The 20783-nt window shown below is 41.7% G+C and carries 19 protein-coding genes; all 19 read right to left on the bottom strand.

The features are described from left to right. Positions 1-14: 14 nt before the first annotated feature. Entirely contained in the window at positions 15-1433 is a 1419-nt protein-coding gene (locus tag G631_RS0112325) for a GGDEF domain-containing protein (RefSeq protein ID WP_026489712.1), read from the bottom strand. A 26-nt stretch (positions 1434-1459) separates the two neighbouring features. Next, positions 1460-2323 (bottom strand): YesL family protein, encoded by an 864-nt coding sequence (locus tag G631_RS20315; protein WP_051197215.1) that lies wholly within the window; start codon positions 2321-2323, stop codon positions 1460-1462. Between the two features lie 19 nt (positions 2324-2342). Beyond that, the gene (locus G631_RS0112315; RefSeq protein ID WP_035789796.1) at positions 2343-2762 is read right to left on the bottom strand and encodes a GNAT family N-acetyltransferase; all 420 of its coding nucleotides are present in this window, start codon (positions 2760-2762) and stop codon (positions 2343-2345) included. Between the two features lie 52 nt (positions 2763-2814). Continuing rightward, a complete protein-coding gene (locus tag G631_RS0112310) occupies positions 2815-3765 on the bottom strand; it encodes an alpha/beta fold hydrolase (RefSeq protein ID WP_026489710.1) in 951 nt (316 codons plus the stop codon). Between the two features lie 201 nt (positions 3766-3966). Then, positions 3967-6009 (bottom strand): methionine--tRNA ligase, encoded by a 2043-nt coding sequence (metG, locus tag G631_RS0112305; protein ID WP_026489709.1) that lies wholly within the window; start codon positions 6007-6009, stop codon positions 3967-3969. A gap of 38 nt (positions 6010-6047) precedes the next feature. After that, positions 6048-6923 (bottom strand): methionyl aminopeptidase, encoded by an 876-nt coding sequence (locus G631_RS0112300; protein ID WP_026489708.1) that lies wholly within the window; start codon positions 6921-6923, stop codon positions 6048-6050. Positions 6924-6987: 64 nt separating this feature from the next. Next, positions 6988-8520: a bifunctional metallophosphatase/5'-nucleotidase gene (locus G631_RS19095; RefSeq protein WP_035789795.1), complete on the bottom strand. Its 1533-nt coding sequence runs from the start codon at positions 8518-8520 to the stop codon at positions 6988-6990. A gap of 101 nt (positions 8521-8621) precedes the next feature. After that, positions 8622-9737, bottom strand: a complete 1116-nt coding sequence (locus tag G631_RS0112290) for a phosphate/phosphite/phosphonate ABC transporter substrate-binding protein (protein WP_026489707.1) — start codon at positions 9735-9737, stop codon at positions 8622-8624. A 121-nt stretch (positions 9738-9858) separates the two neighbouring features. Beyond that, positions 9859-10518 (bottom strand): ribulose-phosphate 3-epimerase, encoded by a 660-nt coding sequence (gene rpe / locus G631_RS0112285; protein WP_026489706.1) that lies wholly within the window; start codon positions 10516-10518, stop codon positions 9859-9861. Positions 10519-10520: 2 nt separating this feature from the next. Beyond that, on the bottom strand, positions 10521-11462 hold the full coding sequence (locus G631_RS0112280) for a transketolase family protein (RefSeq protein ID WP_026489705.1): 942 nt from the start codon (positions 11460-11462) through the stop codon (positions 10521-10523). 10 nt (positions 11463-11472) lie between these two features. After that, a complete protein-coding gene (locus G631_RS0112275; protein ID WP_026489704.1) occupies positions 11473-12306 on the bottom strand; it encodes a transketolase in 834 nt (277 codons plus the stop codon). A gap of 164 nt (positions 12307-12470) precedes the next feature. Beyond that, positions 12471-13166 carry an L-ribulose-5-phosphate 4-epimerase gene (locus tag G631_RS0112270; protein ID WP_026489703.1) on the bottom strand — a complete coding sequence of 232 codons (696 nt, stop codon included), beginning with the start codon at positions 13164-13166 and terminating at the stop codon, positions 12471-12473. A gap of 85 nt (positions 13167-13251) precedes the next feature. Next, positions 13252-14847: a xylulokinase gene (locus G631_RS0112265; protein ID WP_026489702.1), complete on the bottom strand. Its 1596-nt coding sequence runs from the start codon at positions 14845-14847 to the stop codon at positions 13252-13254. A gap of 52 nt (positions 14848-14899) precedes the next feature. After that, the gene (locus tag G631_RS0112260; protein WP_051197213.1) at positions 14900-15979 is read right to left on the bottom strand and encodes a GntR family transcriptional regulator; all 1080 of its coding nucleotides are present in this window, start codon (positions 15977-15979) and stop codon (positions 14900-14902) included. A 329-nt stretch (positions 15980-16308) separates the two neighbouring features. After that, positions 16309-17151 carry a DNA-3-methyladenine glycosylase family protein gene (locus G631_RS0112255; protein ID WP_035789794.1) on the bottom strand — a complete coding sequence of 281 codons (843 nt, stop codon included), beginning with the start codon at positions 17149-17151 and terminating at the stop codon, positions 16309-16311. Between the two features lie 36 nt (positions 17152-17187). Further along, positions 17188-17679, bottom strand: coding sequence for a restriction endonuclease (locus tag G631_RS0112250; RefSeq protein ID WP_026489699.1), 492 nt, complete (start codon positions 17677-17679; stop codon positions 17188-17190). Between the two features lie 47 nt (positions 17680-17726). Continuing rightward, the gene (locus G631_RS0112245) at positions 17727-18818 is read right to left on the bottom strand and encodes a PTS transporter subunit IIC (RefSeq protein WP_026489698.1); all 1092 of its coding nucleotides are present in this window, start codon (positions 18816-18818) and stop codon (positions 17727-17729) included. 111 nt (positions 18819-18929) lie between these two features. Further along, on the bottom strand, positions 18930-19622 hold the full coding sequence (locus G631_RS0112240; protein ID WP_026489697.1) for a DNA alkylation repair protein: 693 nt from the start codon (positions 19620-19622) through the stop codon (positions 18930-18932). Between the two features lie 55 nt (positions 19623-19677). After that, on the bottom strand, positions 19678-20451 hold the full coding sequence (locus tag G631_RS0112235) for a methyltransferase domain-containing protein (RefSeq protein WP_026489696.1): 774 nt from the start codon (positions 20449-20451) through the stop codon (positions 19678-19680). Positions 20452-20783: the final 332 nt, after the last annotated feature.

Here is a 20783-nt window from a genome sequence, read left to right as displayed (position 1 = left end):
ATTTGTCCATTGCATTATTCATAAAAAGAAATACTACCTTTGCCATCGTTGCTTGATTTTTCCATTGCAGCTCTAGCTGCAGATAGTATTTGAGCAGCATCCGAACCATCTTTGGGGTAGATTGCCCTTCCAGCACTTATTCTTATCTTTATGTCATCGCTGCCAAGGTCTGTTTTAAAATCATAGAGAAAGAGCTGTAATTCGTCAGTCTGCTTTCTGATATCCTTGGGTTCCATGATATCCTTGAGGAATATGATAAAAATACCATCTTCTCCCCTTCCAATAATATCAGAAACCCTGAAGTTACCTGGAAGACGCTCTGCAAGTTCTCTTGTCACTTTTCCCGAATTTGCAGGATCAAGGCTTTCTGTTTTTATAGCATAGAGCACTCCGCCATTACTATTTGCCGGGTTTATGATATATCTTTTTATCTCTTCAAGTACTCCATTTTCATTATAAAGCCCAGTTAATCTATCTCGTTTACTCTTTTCATTTTCTCTTGATTCCATTCGCTTTTTTATGCGCCCGGAAACGTAATGGGTAATATAGTTCATAAGTATAAAAACAAATGTACTAAGTAAAAGAATAAAAACAAATTTATAAAATTGTCCCATTTTATACTTTATAGTTGGGTGGGCATCCATTTTGTCAAAACTTACAAGCGCAATAATGGACCCTGATGTAACTTTTGAGGGAACCATTATCATATATCTTTTCCCATCAATTACTAATATCTGATCCTTCTTTTGCGAAATCCCAAGTTTTATCGTATCTGTGTTTAGTCTATATTTCTCATTTTCAAAAAAATCTGTTCCAACTTCTGCGCCAGCTAAGATCCTACCATTTAGAGAAACAAGCGCAACTCTGTCATAGTAGGTTTCATACTTGAATATCTCGTTAGAAATCTTATTAGGATCAACGCACGAAATAAGATATCCTTTAACACCGTCCGCAAACGCCACACGGTTAACTACTGCAATACTGTCTTCCCGGAATACCCCGGACTTTAATACCGGCAAGATGCCTTTTCCACCGTTTGAATATACGTTTACAACCTCTTCAAAAAACTTTTCTCCTGCAAAAGATATATTTTCTCCTCTGTTGTTGTAGCCATTCCCCTTGGAATCACATACCACAACCATGCTTATCGCCTCATCTTTAGCAACATATGAGAGGTATCTTATAATATTATCTTTTTCCTCTGTGTAATTTATATCATTAAAATAAACAGCCGTAGCATCATTGTAATCTACGACTGTTTTTATAACTATGTCAGTCTCACTTATACCCTTTCTATAGTGATCTGCCATGTAAGATAATTCTGTTTCTATGATCTCGTTCTTAAAATATTCGCCAAAAACAAGGCAGGTAATACCCACCATAAGGTACAACACAAGTATAGGAATAAGCCACTGAAGATACGCCTTTTTCATAGGATACCTCTTTTTTGTGATCCCTATTACTGTTCCTTTGCTTCCTCTGCCTCATGTGTTTCTTCTTTTTCTTCTGAAGCCTCTGTTTCATCCGCATCTATCTTTCTGATAGCTGCTGCAAGTTCTTCTTCCTCAGACATCTCTTCTACCTTGGGCTCAAAACGCTTAAATGTGCCATTGTACAAAAGTGCATGTAAGAATCCAGGTCCTGCAACACCAAACAGGATCATAAGAGGTACTGCCTTCTGGACAAAGAAGAATATGATCACCAGCGGGATCGCACTGGCAATTGTCATAAGTATAGTCTTAGGAAATGCCATAATAGACATGAGTGCGGCATTTCTAAGTGTTCCAGGTACTGTATTTACGAACTTTGATAAAAGAGGGTATATATACAGTGAGATCATGTACAAAATTAGGGAAATTGCCATAACCACATAAAGGTATACAGGTGAATTACCCTGAGCATACATGATAATAAAATCCAAAAGCAGGATTCCACCAGCAATCCACTGGATTACCTGTAAAATAGCTCCCTGCTTGAAGTTCTCCTTAAAAGATTTGAAAAATGACTTAGTAACGTAACTATCCTCATCTCTTACAATCTTAAGAAGCACATAGTGCATTGCTGTAAGAGCAGGTCCTACTGGTATAGAACAAACTATTCCAAATATCCATGCCCACAGTACAACATTGAAAGGTGTAAGTGACAAAGTCTGCAATGAAGGATCTTCATCTAGAAGAAGGATCAGGTAAGAACCTACTGTCATGATCTGCTCAACAATAAGCGGAATTGCAAAAATCAGTGTCAAAATGTTCAGCCACATTATATCTGCAATCTTGGACAGAGCATGCATAAGTGGACTATCAATATCAAATAACTTTCCCATACAACAAAACCATTCCTTTTTAGCGTAACTTTAGTTCCATCGGAGTAAACCTGATGCCATCGGCAACAGTCTCCGGTCCTAGATCTTTAAATCCCCTCTTATGATAAAAACCTACAGCATATGGCGAAGCATTTACAGTAAGTCTGTTTATCCCCTCTTCTTCGATTCCATATCTGGAAACGTACTTTATCAGAGCACTTCCTATGCCATGCTTGTGGTAGTTTTCATGCACGAACAATAAGGAAATATGACTTTTTTCTCTTATTGAAAGCATACCTACGCATTCATCGCCGTCCATAGCCACAAACAACTGGTAGTGCCCTGCTATAAACATCTTTCGTAATGTTTCATCATTAACAAATTTGTGAAAATTGGTAATTCCCTCTCGGGAATAATCCGGGGCATCGAATCTTGTGAAGGTGTTCCATGCAAGCTTCATTGCCCCGTCCCAATCAGAATGGTAAGCACTTCTTACCATTATTTTTGATGTATCAACTATTTGCGACACTGTCGATCACTTTCTTGAGCCACTGATACTGGTCCTCAAATACCTGCTCTCTTCCAATCTCCTGTTGAAGCTCATGTCTCATTCCATCATAAAGCTTGAGCTCAACATTCTGGATCTGAAGCTGTTTCTTGTAGATATCAAAGAGCTTGGCAGGAGCTTCACCGTAATTGCCTACTGGATCTTCTTTTCCTGCTGTGATCAGGATAGGGAGATTTTTAGGAATATCATCCATCTTGCCCACATCCTGGACTCTTCTAAGGAGCTCAGCCATTGTGCCAAATCCGTTAAGTGTGAAAACAAAGTTGTCCATAGGATTAGCAATATATTTGTCTATGCTTTCCTCATTGTGTGAAAGCCAGTCAAACTTGGTTCTAGGGTTAGGAATCTTCTTGAGGTAGCCCTTGAACGCCATGTTGTTGATCATGGTTGAACGATACTTGGTTCCCATGATAACCTGCATGAAGTTAACAAGTGAAGATAATGAGTTAACTGTTCCTGTTGGCATAAATGCTGTGCCCTGGATGATAGCACCCTGTATGCCTGTGCCGTAGCGAGTTATATACTCTCTAGCTACGAATGATCCAAAGCTATGTCCCAGAATAAATACTGGAACACCAGGATACTCTTCCTGTACCATTTTCTTAAGTCTGTGAGCATCACGGACCAGTACAGTTGCTGGGTCTTCCTTGCAGAAAAAGCCGTAAGTGCCGTTGCCTGAAACAGAACCACCATGGCCAAGGTGATCATTACCCATAACAAGAATGCCCTTCTCAGCGAGGAAACGAGCAAACTCATCATAACGATCAATGTACTCCTGCATTCCATGAATGATCTGTAGCAGTGCTACAGGCTTTTCCTCAGGAATCCACTTAATCGCATGAATGGTCGATTGTCTGTCTCTTGATTTGTAAGTCAGTTCCTCTTTGCGAACCATTTGAAGTTCCTCCCCATAAAGTGTTTAGTTACAATACTTTTATATATATATAATAACATGAATTGCTCCACTTCGTTCTCGCAATTCATGCACACATTCGGAAACCGCACTATCGTGCTTTTTCCTCATGTGTGTTTATGTCTCAAGGTCCAAGAATCTTTCATGCAAGCATGAGATTCTTGGACTTTGAGACATTTATTATCAACAGATCTCTGCGCCTGATGGCATTGGCTTCTCAGGAGTCATAAGTGCAAGATTACCTTCTGCATCCTCAGCACAAAGAAGCATTCCCTCCGATAATACTCCAGCAAGCTTGGCAGGCTTAAGGTTTACAAGGACCATTACCTTCTTACCAACCATTTCTTCTGGAGAATAATACTTCCTGATACCTGAAACAATCTGTTTAACCTGGCTTCCAATCTTAACCTGTGAGCAAAGAAGCTTTTTGGACTTCTCAACAGCCTCACATGCTATGATCTCGCCAACTTGGAACTGCATAGCACCAAACTGATCATACTCAATTTCAGCCTTAGGCTCGATATCGATAGGAGCCTGATCCTCATCTGAAGTGTTCTCTGCCTTTGGAGCTGGTGCTGGAGCAAGGCCTGCCTTTGCAAGGTTCTCTGCAGCTTTTCTCTGTGACTCTTCGAATTCAGCCTTCTGCTTCTTGGTGATCTCAGCAGCCTTTTCAAGAACGTCCTTAAGATCTTTACGAGCAAAGAGCATCTCTGGCGTCTCAGTAACCTTAGTATCATTTGCAAGAACACCGAAGTTTCCAAGTGTATCGAAATCTCTTTCTCCAGCGTTAAGCTGTTCTCTGATCTTCTGAGCTGTCTCAGGCATAAATGGATCAAGAAGAGCTGCACCGATAGAAATAGACTCTACAAGGTTATAAAGAACTGTTGAAAGTCTATCCTTCTTGCTGTCATCCTTGCCAAGTACCCATGGCTCAGTCTCATCGATATACTTGTTGCATCTCTTAAAGAGAGTAAAGATTTCTGTAAGAGCATCAGCGACACGAAGCTCATCCATCTTTTTCTCAACCTTGTCGTAGCAGCCTGTTACAACAGCCTTGAGGTCTGCATCAACATCCTCTGCTACGCCCTTGTCAGCTACTACGCCGCCAAGATACTTGTTGCTCATAGCGATAGTTCTGTTAACAAGGTTGCCAAGTGTGTTGGCAAGATCTGAGTTAAAACGCTCAACTAAAAGCTCCCATGTGATAACACCATCATTTTCAAATGGCATCTCATGAAGAACGAAATATCTTACAGGATCTACGCCAAAGAGGCTTACAAGATCATCAGCATAGATAACGTTGCCCTTTGACTTACTCATCTTCTCGCCGCCCTGAAGAAGCCATGGATGTCCAAAGATCTGCTTAGGAAGTGGCTCTCCAAGTGCCATCAAGAAGATTGGCCAGTAAATAGTATGGAAACGGATGATGTCCTTACCGATAAGGTGAAGGTCAGCTGGCCACCACTTCTTATAATCCTCAGTGCTGTTGCCATCTGCGTCATATCCGATACCTGTGATATAGTTTGAAAGAGCATCAAGCCATACGTATACAACATGCTTGTCATCAAAGTCTACAGGGATACCCCATTTAAAGGATGTTCTTGATACACACAGATCCTGAAGTCCTGGAAGAAGGAAGTTGTTCATCATCTCATTCTTTCTGGATACAGGCTGGATGAATTCTGGATGTGTGTTGATATAATCAATAAGCTTGTCTGCATATTTGCTCATCTTAAAGAAATATGCTTCTTCCTCTGCTGGATGAACAGGGCCTCCGCACTCAGGGCACTTGCCATCCTTAAGCTGAGACTCTGTATAGAAAGCCTCACACTCTGTACAGTACATTCCCTTGTAAGATCCCTTGTAGATATCGCCCTGGTTATAGAATCTCTTGAATATCTTCTGAACCTGCTTGACATGATCATCATCTGTTGTACGGATGAATCTGTCATAGGATGTATCCATAAGGTTCCAAAGTCCTTTGATAGTATCTGAAACCTGATCTACAAACTCCTTGGGAGAAGCACATCCTGCCTCGATAGCTCTGGTCTCGATCTTCTGTCCGTGCTCATCTGATCCTGTCTGGAAGTGAACATCGAACCCATCTCTCCTCTTATATCTTGCGATTGCATCTGCAAGCACGATCTCATAACTGTTTCCGATGTGTGGCTTACCTGATGTATAAGCAATCGCAGTAGTAATGTAATATTTACCCTTATTCTGCATTTCTATATACCCTTTCAAATCTAATAATATCTATTCTATTACCAGCACAAAAGCTCTGGTCCATTCTCAGTAACAAGAAGTTCAACTTCCCACTGAGCTGACGGCTTCATATCTGCTGTATATACTGTCCAGTCATTTTCTTCATCAATAAAGATCTCATCTCTACCCATGTTGACCATAGGCTCAATAGTAAATACCATCCCAGGAACCATGAGCATTCCTGTTCCAGGTCTGCTGACATGGCTGACATAAGGCTCCTCGTGAAACTCATTGCCACAGCCATGACCGCCGATTTCCTTGACCACAGTATATCCATTTTTAAGAGCATGCTGATGAACCGCATGTCCCATATCGCCAATTGGTGTCCAAGGAATAACTGCCTTGATACCAGCTTCCATGCACTCCTTGGTAACCTCAACAAGTCTCTTTTTCTCTGGAGAAACATCACCGATCATAAACATTCGTGATGAATCAGAAAAATAGCCATCAAGAATTGTAGAACAGTCTACATTGATGATGTCTCCATCTTTCAGAATAATATCCTTGGAAGGAATTCCATGACAAACCTGCTCATTAATAGATGTGCAAACGCTCTTTGGGAATCCTTCATAACCTAAGTCCGCTGGGATGCCTCCCATCTTCTTGGTCACATCGTTGACAATATCGTCTATTTCCTGTGTAGACATACCGGCACGGATCTTATCTCCTACTTCATCAAGGACAGCCATATTGATAACTGCACTTTTCTTGATTCCCTCGATATCCTTCTCAGTTTTGAAAAGACTTCTGTCAGGAATGATGAAGCCTTCATGCTCATAATGAATAAGCTTGTCATCAAAAGCAGCGTGGCAACTTTTGTACTTCTTGCCACTTCCACACCAGCACTGGTCGTTTCTTTCTAATCTCTTATACATATTCGTCCTTCTTTTATCGATAATTACTCTATATTAGTATGCCTTTTGTGCCTGTAAAAGTCAATTAATGAATGCACTTAAATATTGAATTATGTATTTCTGGAACTGGAGTATTCTTGCGGATAAAGTTTATCAATAGATCCGGCATTTCTTCGGAGTAGCTTCTGGCAACCTTGCAATTACCTATGCATTCGTATCCGCCAGTACCTGTTGCTCTGTAGTTACTGGTTGCAAGAGTATAAGTCTCAGTATCTGAAAGCTCAGTTCCATCAAGCTTTTTAAGCTTCACAACTCTGTCTCCAACAGGTCTTGTAAGGTCAAATTCATATTCGAGTCCAGCGTAGTAGTCGTAGTTATAATGCTCAATCTTGGGCTGGAGAAACTTCTTTGATACAGTAACTTCGCCTGTCTCTTTATCATAATCAAAATACTCTGCGCTTCTCTCAAGTGCTGCCTTAAGGACCGCCTTTGTTACCTCTTTTACCTCAACTGTATTGGCAAACTGATAGATTCCAAGAACGTCTCTTACGGTAATCTCTTTCTTGAGTCCCAGCGGATCATTGGCAAGACTGGTGCAGGAAAAGTCAGCACCTGTGTAGTCTAGCTGTACCTGATTGAAGATAGCTGCGACTTTACTCCCGCCTAGGGCAGCATCAAGCTTTCCCTCGGGTTCAATTTTTTTTTCCAGACATCCTATTGGTTCATCAAGCCAGACCTGAATCTTGCCTGTGAGTTCATCCATAAAGCTATGAGCATCAAGTATCTTCTGACATCTCTCATCTGGCGCATCAAGTGTAACAAGATCTGATGTTATATCAAAGCCCTGTTCCTTTTTGTCAATATTTAAAAGACAGTATTTAAGCGCATTAGAGGGTGGCTGAACGCCGTGAGTGCCTTCTATTACAACGCTTGGGACCGCAATATGCTGATGACCTGTAAGGAGGATATCAAAGCCAGTCTCCCTTGCTATCTTGCAAGCCTGATTCTCTGTGGTCTGAGATAAAAGAGCTCCAGTCTTAAGGTCCTCTTCAAATCCGCCGTGGTAAATGGCAACTGTAAGATCACACTTACCCTTTAGCTCCTCATACTGCTCTTTTAAAGCCTCTACCGGATCAGTAACCTTTAAAAGAGTCAGGTGCTCAGGCTGTTCCCACACGTTAACGTAGCCTGTAACTGCTGCTGTAATGCCAACTCTTGTTCCATCTGGCATGGTGTGAATAACATTTTTCTTTATACCAAGCTTTCCACCAAAATCCTCTACGTTTGCACTTATGAGTGTGGCCTTCATATAGGAAACATAATCAGCTATAGCTTCATAGCCAAAGTTAAAATCATGATTGCCAAGAGTGTAGTAATCAAGGCCCATTTCATTAAATCCCTCAGCCATAGGATGAAAATCATATTCATCTTTGTGCTCAAGGTAATATGACATAAGTGGTGTTCCCTGAAGTGAATCGCCTCCGTCAAGCACCAGAGTATCTGCATCTTTTTTTATCTGTGATGCAAGGCAGAAAAGGCCTGAGTTCTCCGGACTGTTCTTGGCATAATTAACAGGAAAAACATGACCGTGGGTATCTGAAGTAAAAATAATACGCATTTCTTTGCTCCTAACTATAAAACGAATAAAGGAAGATATCCCTACCGATATCTTCCCCTCTGATATATTATAATAATCCATCCATTATGTACAGAGAATTGTTAATTCATAGACATCATCATCTTCTGGGCAGCCCTCTCAGAGTCGTAGTCTTCTGAACTTGCCCTGGTGTAGCCCTTGTGATTGTAGATAGATACTGCTTCTTTTCCCTCATCAGTGTTTCCAATATTGATTAGGGCATTGGTTATTGCCTCTTTTAGCTCATCTGTCATTACCGGAGATGTCTTGCTGACGCAGACAGTATCGTTATAGATTCCTGCAGTCACTCCTATGACATCAGTCTCATCCCAAATGCTATCTGTCCTGCCATAGGATTCCTTCCACTTCTCTTCCTGATCAAGTCTTGCATCAGCGTAGGTAACAAGAATATCTATTTTACCAGCTGCAAGCCTTGAAAAAGCAGTGTCATAATTATCCGAAACCTCTGCATAGGTCACATCTGTAATATGCATATTAAAATTCTGCTGTATCCAAAGTGAAGGATAAACAAAGCCTGCAGGAGAAGATGAATCCATTATGCTCCATTTTAAAGCATCCAGGTCTTCCCATAGTATCTCCTGTCCTCCGTTGACTTTTTCAGCAATCTTTCGTCCACCCTTAGAAGGCCCCGCAATCACAAGTCCTCTGTAATAGGTACACTGATCTGTAGTTCTCTCTGTCGGCTTATTCTCGTTCCAGTCTCTTGGGTCTTCGCTATCAAGTGAAAGGCCATCTCTTGTAGCCGTGAGAATAACGTCGCACCCTTCATCATACATAACATAAGTCCCGGCAGGAACAAAGCCCACATCCACAGTGCCTGCCGTCAGAGCTTCACCAACTGACTCATAAGTTGAACCAACCGTAATTTCCACACTTTTCACGTTATAGCCTTCTTTGGAAAGCTCATTTATAAGTAGGCCCTTGAGCGGCTCTGTAGATTTAATTGTCTCACCAGGGTCATGTGATGGCACAAAGCAGACAGTAAGCTTATCAATGTCTTTTTCACCAGGCAAAGCTTCCTCGGGCGCTTCAATCGCAGCAACATCTGGTTGTGAAACATCTGTTACAGCTGCTGTTCCATATTCAATTGAATACTCTTCCGTTTTTTCCTTACCACATGCTGCCATCATGGCAATCGAAACAAAACCTGCAACTAGTACGGGAATTCTTTTTCTCATGTTCATCCTTCCTGGGCAATCAAACAATCATCATCTGGTAAAAAAGAAACAGAAAAGCTCATGTGTATCCCACATGAGCCCCCATCTCTTACGACAAGTATATTCCAATAAAAAATCTCAGTCAACGATTCTGAAATATGTTTATAAACTTTTTAACGTTTGCTGCAACATCACCTTTAAAGACGCCTGAGCCAGATACAATGACGTTGGCACCAGCATCCATCACGTTTTCAACGTTCTCAGGATAGATACCACCATCAACCTCAATATCTGTCAAAAGACCTCTCTCATCCAGCATCTCCCTGACTTTTTTAACTCTGCCAATACTCTCAGGTATAAAAGACTGGCCACCAAATCCAGGCTCAACTGTCATAACAAGGATCATGTCCACCTTATCAAGATATGGAACAAGCTCTTCTACAGGTGTTCCCGGCTTTATTGATATTCCAGCCTTGATGCCACAGTCATGGATCTTGTTTATCACAGCCATGGCATCGTCTGTTGCCTCCAGATGGAAGGTAATGATATCTGCACCCGACTTTACAAAATCCTCAATGTATCTGATAGGATCTGTGATCATGATGTGCACATCAAAAACCTTATCTGTTGTTTTTCTGATACTCTTGATTACCGGCATACCATAGGAAATGGATGGCACAAAAATGCCATCCATTACATCGATATGAATATACTCGGCTCCAGCCTCATCTGCTTCTCTTATCTGCTGTCCAAGAATACTAAAGTCAGCTGATAAAATTGAAGGACTTAGAATATTATTCATCATTATTTCAAAAATTCCTTTACTGATGCATAAACACCATCACCATCAAGGCCATACTTCTTAACAAGTGCTGCTGCAGATCCGGATTCACCAAATCTGTCCTGCATACCGATCTTCTTGACTACTGTAGGGCATTCCTCTGAGAGAACATCACATACAGCGCTTCCAAGACCACCAATTACAGAATGCTCTTCTACTGTAACAACCTTGCCAGTCTTCTTGGCAGTTGCTACAACAAGCTCTCTGTCGATAGGCTTGATAGTGCAGATGTTAACAACTTCTGCGCTGATACCATCAGCTGCAAGCTTCTCAGCAGCTTCAAGAGCAGAACCTACTCCGATACCAGTTGCTATAATACTAACATCTGTACCCTCTCTAAGTACAGTACCTTTTCCAAGTTCAAACTTATAATCAGGTCTGTCGTTAACTACTGGGCAAGCTGCACGTCCGAAACGGATGTATACAGGGCCTTCGTGCTCAGCTGCTGCTCTTACACAGGCTCTTGCCTCGATGTCATCTGCAGGACACATAACAACCATTCCAGGAATTGTACGCATAAGTGCAAGGTCCTCATTACACTGATGAGAAGCTCCGTCCTCACCTACTGTGATTCCTGCATGTGTTCCACCAATCTTAACGTTGAGGTGTGGATAACCGATTGAGTTACGTACCTGCTCAAATGCACGTCCTGTAGCAAACATAGCAAATGTGCTTACGAATGGGATCATGCCTGTTGTTGCAAGACCAGCTGCGATGCCCATCATGTTACACTCTGCGATACCGCAATCGATGTGACGATCTGGGAATTCCTTTTTGAACCAGCCAGTTCTTGTTGCTGCTGCAAGGTCAGCATCAAGGACAACAACCTTGTCATTAACCTTTGCAAGCTCTATAAGTTCTTTTCCGTAGCTATCTCTAGTAGCAATCTTCTTAACTTCGCTCATGTTTACCTCCTCAAGCCTCTAAAGCTGCGCCGATCTTGTTAAGATCGTCCATAGCCCTTGCATACTCTTCATCATTAGGTGCTACACCGTGCCATGAAACCTGGCCCTCCATGAAGGATACGCCCTTACCCTTCAAGCTATGAGCAATGATTGCAGTAGGCTGACCCTTGGTCTGCCTTGCTTCCTTGAAGGCAGCTCTGAGGGCGTCAAAGTCATGAGCATCAACATTGATCACATGGAAATTAAATGCCTCAAACTTCTTGTCGATAGGATATGGTGAGCAAACCTGATCAACAGGTCCGTCAATCTGAAGGCCGTTGTTATCAACAATAACAACGAGGTTATCAAGCTTACGGAATCCAGCGAACATAGCTGCCTCCCAAACCTGTCCTTCCTCAATCTCACCATCACCAAGAAGTGTGTAAGTTCTGTAGTCTTTATTGTTAAGCTTTGCAGAAAGAGCCATACCACATGCAACTGAAATTCCCTGTCCGAGAGATCCGCTGCTCATGTCAAGGCCAGGAAGATACTGCATACTTGGATGTCCCTGAAGTCTGCTTCCAAGCTTACGGAGTGTTGTAAGCTCCTCTACTGGGAAGTATCCCTTCTGTGCCATTACAGAGTAAAGGCCTGGTGCTGTATGTCCCTTAGAAAGAACGAAGCGATCACGATCAGGATTCTTGGGATCCTGTGGATCAACATTCATCTCCTCAAAATACAGATATGTGAAAATATCTGCTGCTGACAGTGATCCGCCTGGGTGACCAGCACCTGCTGCGTGAACCGCTGTGACAATGCCCTTACGGACTTCGTTTGCAATCTTCTGCAATTCTTTGTTTGTCATAATTCCTCCACTTTTTCTATCTGCAACCAAAGGCTGCACGAAGTTATTAATTACGCATTTCTAATTAACTGCATATAAAATGTACCATAATAAAAAAATGCGGTCTATGTTAATTAATGCCCAAAGTTCTCTATTAATTGCTAAAAAATGTATGCTGATTTTGCTTACTTCTGTCCATAATAAGCATTAGCGCCATGTTTTCTATAGTAATGTTTGTCCTGAAGTTCCTGTGGTGCAGGCATAACTCTTGGGTTTATAACCTCGCATCTGTAAGCCATCTTGGCAACTTCTTCTGTAACAACAGCATTGTGAACTGCTTCGTGAGCATCCTTACCCCAGCTAAATACTCCATGGTTCTTGCAAAGAACTGCTGGTACAGCCACTGGATCTTTTCCCATACGCTCAAACTCATTAACAATAAGGTGTCCAGTGTTCTCCTCGTAGGCATCCTCTATCTCCTCCTTGGTAAGACATCTTACGCAAGGAATCTCGCCATAGAAATAATCTGCATGAGTTGTGCCATAGCATGGAATGCTCCTTCCAGCCTGTGCCCAGCTTGTAGCATAGGAAGAATGTGTGTGGACAACACCGCCAACCTCTTTAAATGCCTTGTAAATTTCAACATGTGTAGGTGTATCTGATGATGGATTGAGCTTTCCTTCAACCTTGTTGCCATTCAGATCCATAACAACCATGTCATCAGGAGTCATTGTCTCGTAATCAACACCACTTGGCTTTATTACAAAAAGACCGCTCTCTCTGTCAATTGCGCTGACATTTCCCCAAGTGAAGGTAACAAGGCCATACTTGGGTAAAAGAATATTCGCTTCATATACTTTTTTCTTAAGTTCTTCTAACATATCTTCATCTTCCTTATCTCATATCTGTGCCACTTGTTATCAATGGCACAGATACGCATCATTGACTATATTTTTTCTTTTGTGATCACTTGAGGTTATCAACAGCAGCTCTCTCAACTGCAAGACCAGCATTGTAATCCTTCATGAACTCATCAAATCCCTTTGCATCTTCTGCAACAGGCTCAAAGGTTTCAACCTTGCCTGACTTAAATACCTTTTCATTCAGGAACTTCTCAAGAGTCTCGCCCTCTGCCTTCTGAAGCATGAATCCTGCAAGGATAGCCTGTCCCCAAGGGCCGCCTTCTCCTGCTGTCTCCATAAGCTTGATTGGTGTATTAAGGGCTGCTGCCATTACTCTGTCACCAACACCTCTGATCTTGAAGAATCCGCCCTGGCCAAAGAAAAAATCAGCCTTAACATTTTCTTCCTTCATAAGAATGTCGTTACCAGCCTTAAGTGCACCAAGTGCAGTGTAGAGATGTGTTCTCATGAAGTTTGCAAGATTAAACTTATCATCTGGTCTTCTTACAAAAAGAGGTCTTCCTTCATTAAAGCCTGTAATACTCTCGCCTGAGAAATAGTTGTATGCAAGAAGTCCGCCGCAGTCTGCGTCGCCTTCCATAGCCTTTCTATAAAGTGTTCCATAAAGTGTGTCGTCATCAATATCCTGACCAATAGCACCAGCAAACTCTCTGAAAAGTCCAACCCAGGCATTAAGGTCTGAAGTACAGTTGTTGCAGTGCACCATAGCAACCTCTTCTCCGCTTGGAGTTGTTACAAGGTCAAGCTCAGGATAAGCCTTTGAAAGGCTGTGCTCCAAAACAACCATTGAAAATACTGATGTTCCAGCTGAGATATTACCTGTTCTAACACCAACAGAGTTTGTTGCAACCATACCAGTTCCAGCATCACCCTCTGGAGGACATACTGGGATTCCAGATAAAAGAATTCCTGTAGGATCAAGCTTTTTTGCACCCTCTGCAGAAAGTGTGCCTGCTGCTGCGCCTGCTGGAAGAGACTTAGGAAGGATATCTCTTATCTTCCATCCAAGGTTCTTACCTGCGATAAGTTCATCGAACTGGTCAAGCATCTTCTGGTTGTAGTCACAAGTCTTTGAATCAATTGGGAACATACCTGAAGCATCGCCTACACCAAGGACCTTCTCTCCTGTAAGCTGCCAGTGAATGTAACCTGCAAGTGTTGTAAAGAAATCGATCTTTGAAATGTGCTCCTCACCGTTTAAGATTGCCTGATAGAGATGTGCAATTGACCATCTCTGTGGAATGTGATATCCAAAGAGCTCTGTAAGCTCGTCTGAAGCCTTCTCTGTGATTGTATTTCTCCAGGTTCTGAATGGAACAAGAAGCTCCCCATCCTTGTCAAATGCCATATAGCCGTGCATCATAGCTGAAAAGCCCATGGCACCAATCTTAACAAGTTTCTCTCCATACTGTTTCTCAACATCTTCAGCCAGCTTCTTGTAGCAGTCCTGAAGGCCTGTCCAGATATCATCAAGTGTATATGTCCAGATTCCATTATCCAGCCTGTTCTCCCAGGAATGTGAACCTGAAGCGATTGGATTGTACTCATAATCTGTAAGCACTGCCTTTATTCTTGTTGAACCAAATTCAATACCAAGAAGTGTTTTTCCCTCTGCAATTAAGCTTTTTACGTCTCCCATACCTTTTCTCCTTTTTTCTATGTAGTTAAATTTATTATGTAAAGTCGATTGCTTACTTGACTGTTGTCACAGATCCTCTAAGGATCACATTTTCCGCAAACTCATACGTTGCATTGGTAAAATTACCAGTGCTGTGTATAAGCCTTATCATATTCTGGGCTGCCTTCTCCCCAAGTCTTGCCTTGGGATGAGGAATCGAAGAAATGGTGATACCTCCAATGCCTATCTTGGCCATATCAGAATCATCCATACCAATTACCGACATATCCCTCGGAAGCTTCATGCCGCCATCTATCAGCATCTGCATTAACATCCCCGCCACCAGATCGTTGTAGCAAAAGACTGCAGTGCAGCCGGATAGCCTTTCTTTTACCCTTAACAGAGCTCTTTTCCCATCCTTGATATCAATGGTGTCAATCCAGTTCACATGATCATAGGTAAAAGACAAACCGCATTCGTTCATAGCCCTCAGATATCCGCGGTATCTCTCTCTTCCCTGTCCATCGTCGAGCTTAAGTACACAGCCAATACTCTTGTGACCTGCCTCAACAAGGGCCTTTACCGCTCTGTAGGCGCATTCCTCATCATTTATAGAAACATGTGGAAATGGCAGTTCCGGATAAAAGCTGTTTAGGAAAAGAATCTTCATGCCCTTATCCTGAAGTTTCCTGTATAGTTCCATATTGGGATTAGGAAGGGCGCTCTTAACAGGCTCCATTATGACGCCTGCCACATCATCCCTCTCAAGAAGATCTGTCAGAATTTCCTGCTCTCTTCCAGTTGTATTGTTGGTAAAAGACAGCTGCATCGAGTAACCCTTGGCACTTAATGTACTCTCTATTCCTCTTATGGTGCTGGGGAAAATGTAGTCATCAACATAAGTTGTAACTACTGCCACAACTGATTTATTCCCATCCTCAGCGTGCTGATCAGATACATAGGTTCCACTGCCACGCCTGCTCTCTAAAAGTCCATCTTCTGACAACTTGGAAATGGCATGCCTTATAGTCTGCCTGCTAAGGCCAAACTGCTCACATAGCACATTCTCCGATGGAATCTTATCTCCTGGCTTAAGACTTTCTTCATCTATGCATTTATTTAACCAGTCTATTACTTTTTGATACTTGGACAATTCTATTACCTCAAGGTTTGATTATTTACCCTTATTAATTTAACTCTTAATTGTATTGATTGGTGATTGGGCCCGCAAAGTTGTCTACATCTATGTAAGTTGTATTTTGTTTCCAAAGTAGCACCAAATCCACCGCCAACACGGTATCATCTTAATATTTTTCTATAACCACCGTCAATAAGTAATATGTACAATTTTAGCAAGTTGTATATGTACAAATTTGACCAACCTCTGCGCTATTCCTGGTGATTCTTTGCGGTCCCACGCAACAATCAAAGGAGCGTAGAAAGTTCTACCCTTCTACGCTCCTATATAAATCTAACTCTTTATTAGTCTTTCATTCCTTCACTTCTGGAGTAAAAGAAAAGGTACTGCTGCATTACTCCGTTATAAGGCTTGTATTTGTCGAACAAAAATCCCTGTGGATATTTCATATCTAACACCTTATTTATCCACACATCCTTGGGAAAAGCATCAAGTCTGTGATAGCCAAATAGTATCTCGCAGTTTGCAACCTTGACTCCAACGCCATAAAGACCAAGGAGTTTTTCCATAAGCCCTGCATCATCGAGGTTATCCCACTCATCAAGTTTAACTGCGCCGCTAGCCACGTCCATTGCAGCCTGCTTAACATATTTATCTCTGTAGCCCAGACTGCAGGCAGACAGCTGCTCTATTGAAAGTGCTGAAAGTTCCTCTGGTGTAGGAAAAGAATAAACATCTTTCCCTTCTTTGTCTGTGGCAATCTTCCTGCCTGCTGCCTCACAGATTTTCTCAATGGAAGCCTTGATGGCTGGGATATTTTTTCTCTGGGAAATGATAAAAGAAATAAGCATCTCCCATGGATCCTGACGAAGGATTCTGATTCCTGTTCCATACTCAGATGCATAGTAAAGATACTCATCCTCTCTAGCATCTATCAATCCGCGAATCCTGCGATAGTTTGTGTCTAGGTCAAAGTAGTTCTTCCAGAAAGTGTCGAACTCCTCTTTAGAGCAGTCAAACTCAAAAGTTTCGCCTGTTTTGTCGTCATCAGAAGTAGCCTTTCTGACAAAAACATACTTGTCACCAGCTACAACGCTGTAGCCGTCGCCACATTCGTTAAACCTAAAGCACTGACCGCTGTCTGCAATTTTCCTAAGATCAAAATCATCTTCTATTCTAACTATCATAGTTTTTATTCCCGAAATAGTATTCGTTAGCACTTCTCAATGCTGAAACTTGTGTCTTGCCTTAACATCCTCATCCGTCATGGCATCAACATATCCTCTGTCCCACAGCATTACATTCAGCTTCTGTGCCAGGTCAACTGCGGGCTGTGTGAAATACTGATTGGTCATGACTACACCGACCATACGGTCGTAATACGCCTTTCCCGCATACACTTCCTGAACAGCCTTTACGCCAATTGGCTTGTCATAGCACTTACACTGAACAGCATAGGTGACACCATCCTTTTCAGCCAGAATATCAGCGCCGAAGTCTCCGCTTCCCTTGGTGACTTCCACATCCAAAAATCCATGGGCCTTTAAAATATCAGCACAGTAGTACTCAAAATCATGGCCCTCCATTTCATCCATTGGAAGAGGACGATTTTTAATGTGTTTTATAATTGCCAGAATAGCCAATACCAGCAGGACAACCGCAACTATGGCTATCGTTACATATATCATTTTTTCACTACTTGCACTCAAATTCATAAATATAAATTCCATTATTAAATAGATAACAGTAGAAGTTTAGACCATTACTGGAGCTTCAGATCTCCCTCTTTTACCCATCCAAGTTTCTTTACTCCTGCATGGATCACAAGAGAAAGAACTGCTGGAAGAACAAAGGAAATAAGAATAAGTCCAACCCAATCAAAGGCTGTAATTGCTGCCTTGCTTCCGCTTGCAATATCTGAAACCCAACCTGTATATACACCAATCTGGCCAACAAGTCCACAAGTTCCCATTCCTGATGATACTGCAGGGCCGTTCATACGAAGCTTGAACACACAGGTTGCAAGAGGACCTGTAATTGCAGAAGCAAGTGTTGGAGCTATCCATACTCTAGGATTCTTAATAATATTAGGCATCTGAAGCATTGATGTTCCGATTCCCTGTGATACAAGGCCGCCCCATTTATTCTCTTTGAAAGATATAACAGCAAATCCGATCATCTGTGCACAGCATCCGGCAACAGCAGCACCACCTGCAAGTCCTACAAGTCCAAATGCACTGCATATAGCTGCCGATGAGATAGGAAGTGTGAGAGCCATACCTACAAGAACAGATACAGCAATACCCATAAGGAATGGCTGAAGCTCTGTAGCCCACATGATGACATTACCAATCCACATAGCAGCAGTTCCAAGTGGTGGTGCTATCAGCCATGAGAAAAACACACCAACTGCAATAGTTACAAGTGGTGTAACCAGGATATCTACTTTTGTTTCCTTGGAAACCGCCTTACCAAACTCTGCAGCAATGATTGCTACAAATAAGACTGCCAGAGGGCCGCCTGCTCCACCAAGTGTGTTAGCTGCAAATCCAACTGTGATCATTGAGAAAAGAACTAGTGGCGGACAGTGAAGCGCATAGCCAATTGCAAGTGCCATTGCTGGTCCGCTCATAGCGGTAGCAAGCCCGCCAACTGTATAGTCTACGCCAGCTACTGTTGCCACAGTCTTCATCAGAAACTGAATATTAAACTGCTTACCAATTGTGTTGATGATAGTTCCAATGAGCAATGAACAAAATAGTCCCTGCGCCATTGCTCCAAGCGCATCGATCCCGTATCTCTTTAACGAAATCTCAATGTCTTTTTTCTTTAAAAACCCCTTAAAACCTTTCATACTACTCCCTCTTTCTGTCAGCTCTTTTCCCCAGTCCGCTGACCTTTAGGAAATAGAATATCATAAAAGTTTAAAAAGATATATCACAAAACACAAAATTGCAAATACAATTTAGGCCTTCCTCACTTTTAGGGACTTTAGATATGTCTTTTGTTCCTCTGTAATTCTCCTACTCTCTACGCTTTTCTGGATGGCTTTATTATGAGTCCAGTCATCGAGTTGTTTTCCTTCTATATACGGTAGGATGCTTTCGTATTGCTTGGCCAGCGCAGTTGCAAAATACCATGCTATCATCATGTTAACGTAATACTCTTTGCTTCTTAGCTTAGCGACCATCTCTGGGTACTTTGGATCATAATCCTCATCCAAAAAGTGTTCCATCAGCATTCCAACTCCGAACCTCACAGAATATGTCTTCCCGGAAGTTATCCACTTTTTTATGTGTATCAGAAGTATTTCTCTGTGTTTTTTAAAAATCTTAGGGGACATTTGGTCGCACGTAGCCCAGTTATCCACATATGGCAAGAACTTCTCAAGTTCTTCCATACATACATCCATGTCCTTTATGCCAGAGATGATAAAAGCATGTAACTGATTTTCTTCAAAGTACTTATGGGGAAGGTCTCCAAGAAAGGCCATATAATCTCCGGCTTTAAGCATTTCTTTTGCCATAGCCTTAAGTTCAGGAGTTCTTACACCGATTACTGACTCCGGATCTATGTTCGGAATTATCTTTATCTGCATATCACGATACTTCAAATCCTGTAACTCATATAACTTCTTGTGCAAATCTGTTATATTCATACTCTATCGCTCCTTTAAAAAGAGCGGCAAGTCTATACTTACCGCTTCATCATTATCAGCCTTTTTTCTTTGCCACTATAAGGTATCTGTGAATAGTACCTTCTACATAACCATTCTTGTCAATTACTTCCTGCATTTCAAGTAATTTATCAAAGCATTTTTCAGCAGAGAATCCCGGAAATTCCCATTCAATAATATGCGCAAACCATACAAATGCACCAACATCGTAGAACCTGATTGGTTTAAAAACTTCTTCAGCCCTTATTATCTCAAAGCCTGCTTCTTCAAACTTCTTTCTCTGAATTGATAATACAAGTTCGGGGAAAGGTGCAGGTACATCCGGTAGAACCATCTCAACAAGATCTCTGTCATTCTTGCCTCCTACCTGCTGTGTAATAAAAAGCCCTTCCGGCTTAAGAAGTCTATGTGCTTCCACAGGATCAAAGCTTCCATGCCTGTTTATCATTATGTCAAAAGAGCTGTCAGCAAAAGGGATATTAGACTCATCATCGCAAGGTCTGAAATCAATCCCCAAGGGTAAGAGAACCTCTTTACACAATTCAACATTAGGGGCATATCCTTCAGTAGCTGCAGTGTTCTTGTATGGGTGCTTCAAAGATAATAAAAACTCGCCACCACCTGTATCAAAATCCAACAGTTTCATATCAGGAAGAAGAAACTCTTCAATTATCTTTTTGTAGTCCCATGGGAGGTCATCCTCTTCTTCATATCTATCATGAATATGAGAAAAGTCCCAACCATGTATGTGTGCAACCTTTTCCTCTGCTTCCCACTCTTTTCTTAATTCACTTATTCTATCTGTATTCATATCTGCTCCTTTTCAAATAAAAATCTGTTCTTCATTATTTGTTCGGTGCAGTATGTGACAGCAAATAACTCTTATTAACCTCGGTACAACCTGCTGTTAGCAAAAAACTGCACCGAGTAGTTATCTCGCATTCTCATGATTACCTCCTATGCGACATCTGTTTATCCAGATTATCACAACAAAGATATTATATACAATGCTATAAGCACGCGTAAATACTAATTTAATTATCTTCGTATATAACACGCCAACTTCAGCCCGACAAACTCGAATTTGCACTTTTGCCAATCTATTTATTGCCATTTGCTATTATCGATAATTATCTAGCGTTT

It is taken from the genome of Butyrivibrio sp. XBB1001 (assembly GCF_000424505.1).
Taxonomy (GTDB): Bacteria; Bacillota; Clostridia; order Lachnospirales; family Lachnospiraceae; genus Butyrivibrio.
Note: the sequence above shows the minus strand (reverse complement) of the source record. Positions and strands in the feature narration are given on the sequence as shown.

What these genes read in the sequence shown, in the direction of transcription:
- G631_RS0112325 (WP_026489712.1), bottom strand. Translation starts at nt 1,433, where the DNA reads ATGAAAAAGGCGTATCTTCAGTGGCTTATTCCTATACTTGTGTTGTAC.
- G631_RS20315 (WP_051197215.1), bottom strand. Translation starts at nt 2,323, where the DNA reads ATGGGAAAGTTATTTGATATTGATAGTCCACTTATGCATGCTCTGTCC.
- G631_RS0112315 (WP_035789796.1), bottom strand. Translation starts at nt 2,762, where the DNA reads ATGAAGCTTGCATGGAACACCTTCACAAGATTCGATGCCCCGGATTAT.
- G631_RS0112310 (WP_026489710.1), bottom strand. Translation starts at nt 3,765, where the DNA reads ATGGTTCGCAAAGAGGAACTGACTTACAAATCAAGAGACAGACAATCG.
- metG (WP_026489709.1), bottom strand. Translation starts at nt 6,009, where the DNA reads ATGCAGAATAAGGGTAAATATTACATTACTACTGCGATTGCTTATACA.
- G631_RS0112300 (WP_026489708.1), bottom strand. Translation starts at nt 6,923, where the DNA reads ATGTATAAGAGATTAGAAAGAAACGACCAGTGCTGGTGTGGAAGTGGC.
- G631_RS19095 (WP_035789795.1), bottom strand. Translation starts at nt 8,520, where the DNA reads ATGCGTATTATTTTTACTTCAGATACCCACGGTCATGTTTTTCCTGTT.
- G631_RS0112290 (WP_026489707.1), bottom strand. Translation starts at nt 9,737, where the DNA reads ATGAGAAAAAGAATTCCCGTACTAGTTGCAGGTTTTGTTTCGATTGCC.
- rpe (WP_026489706.1), bottom strand. Translation starts at nt 10,518, where the DNA reads ATGAATAATATTCTAAGTCCTTCAATTTTATCAGCTGACTTTAGTATT.
- G631_RS0112280 (WP_026489705.1), bottom strand. Translation starts at nt 11,462, where the DNA reads ATGAGCGAAGTTAAGAAGATTGCTACTAGAGATAGCTACGGAAAAGAA.
- G631_RS0112275 (WP_026489704.1), bottom strand. Translation starts at nt 12,306, where the DNA reads ATGACAAACAAAGAATTGCAGAAGATTGCAAACGAAGTCCGTAAGGGC.
- G631_RS0112270 (WP_026489703.1), bottom strand. Translation starts at nt 13,166, where the DNA reads ATGTTAGAAGAACTTAAGAAAAAAGTATATGAAGCGAATATTCTTTTA.
- G631_RS0112265 (WP_026489702.1), bottom strand. Translation starts at nt 14,847, where the DNA reads ATGGGAGACGTAAAAAGCTTAATTGCAGAGGGAAAAACACTTCTTGGT.
- G631_RS0112255 (WP_035789794.1), bottom strand. Translation starts at nt 17,151, where the DNA reads ATGATAGTTAGAATAGAAGATGATTTTGATCTTAGGAAAATTGCAGAC.
- G631_RS0112250 (WP_026489699.1), bottom strand. Translation starts at nt 17,679, where the DNA reads ATGAATTTGAGTGCAAGTAGTGAAAAAATGATATATGTAACGATAGCC.
- G631_RS0112245 (WP_026489698.1), bottom strand. Translation starts at nt 18,818, where the DNA reads ATGAAAGGTTTTAAGGGGTTTTTAAAGAAAAAAGACATTGAGATTTCG.
- G631_RS0112240 (WP_026489697.1), bottom strand. Translation starts at nt 19,622, where the DNA reads ATGAATATAACAGATTTGCACAAGAAGTTATATGAGTTACAGGATTTG.
- G631_RS0112235 (WP_026489696.1), bottom strand. Translation starts at nt 20,451, where the DNA reads ATGAATACAGATAGAATAAGTGAATTAAGAAAAGAGTGGGAAGCAGAG.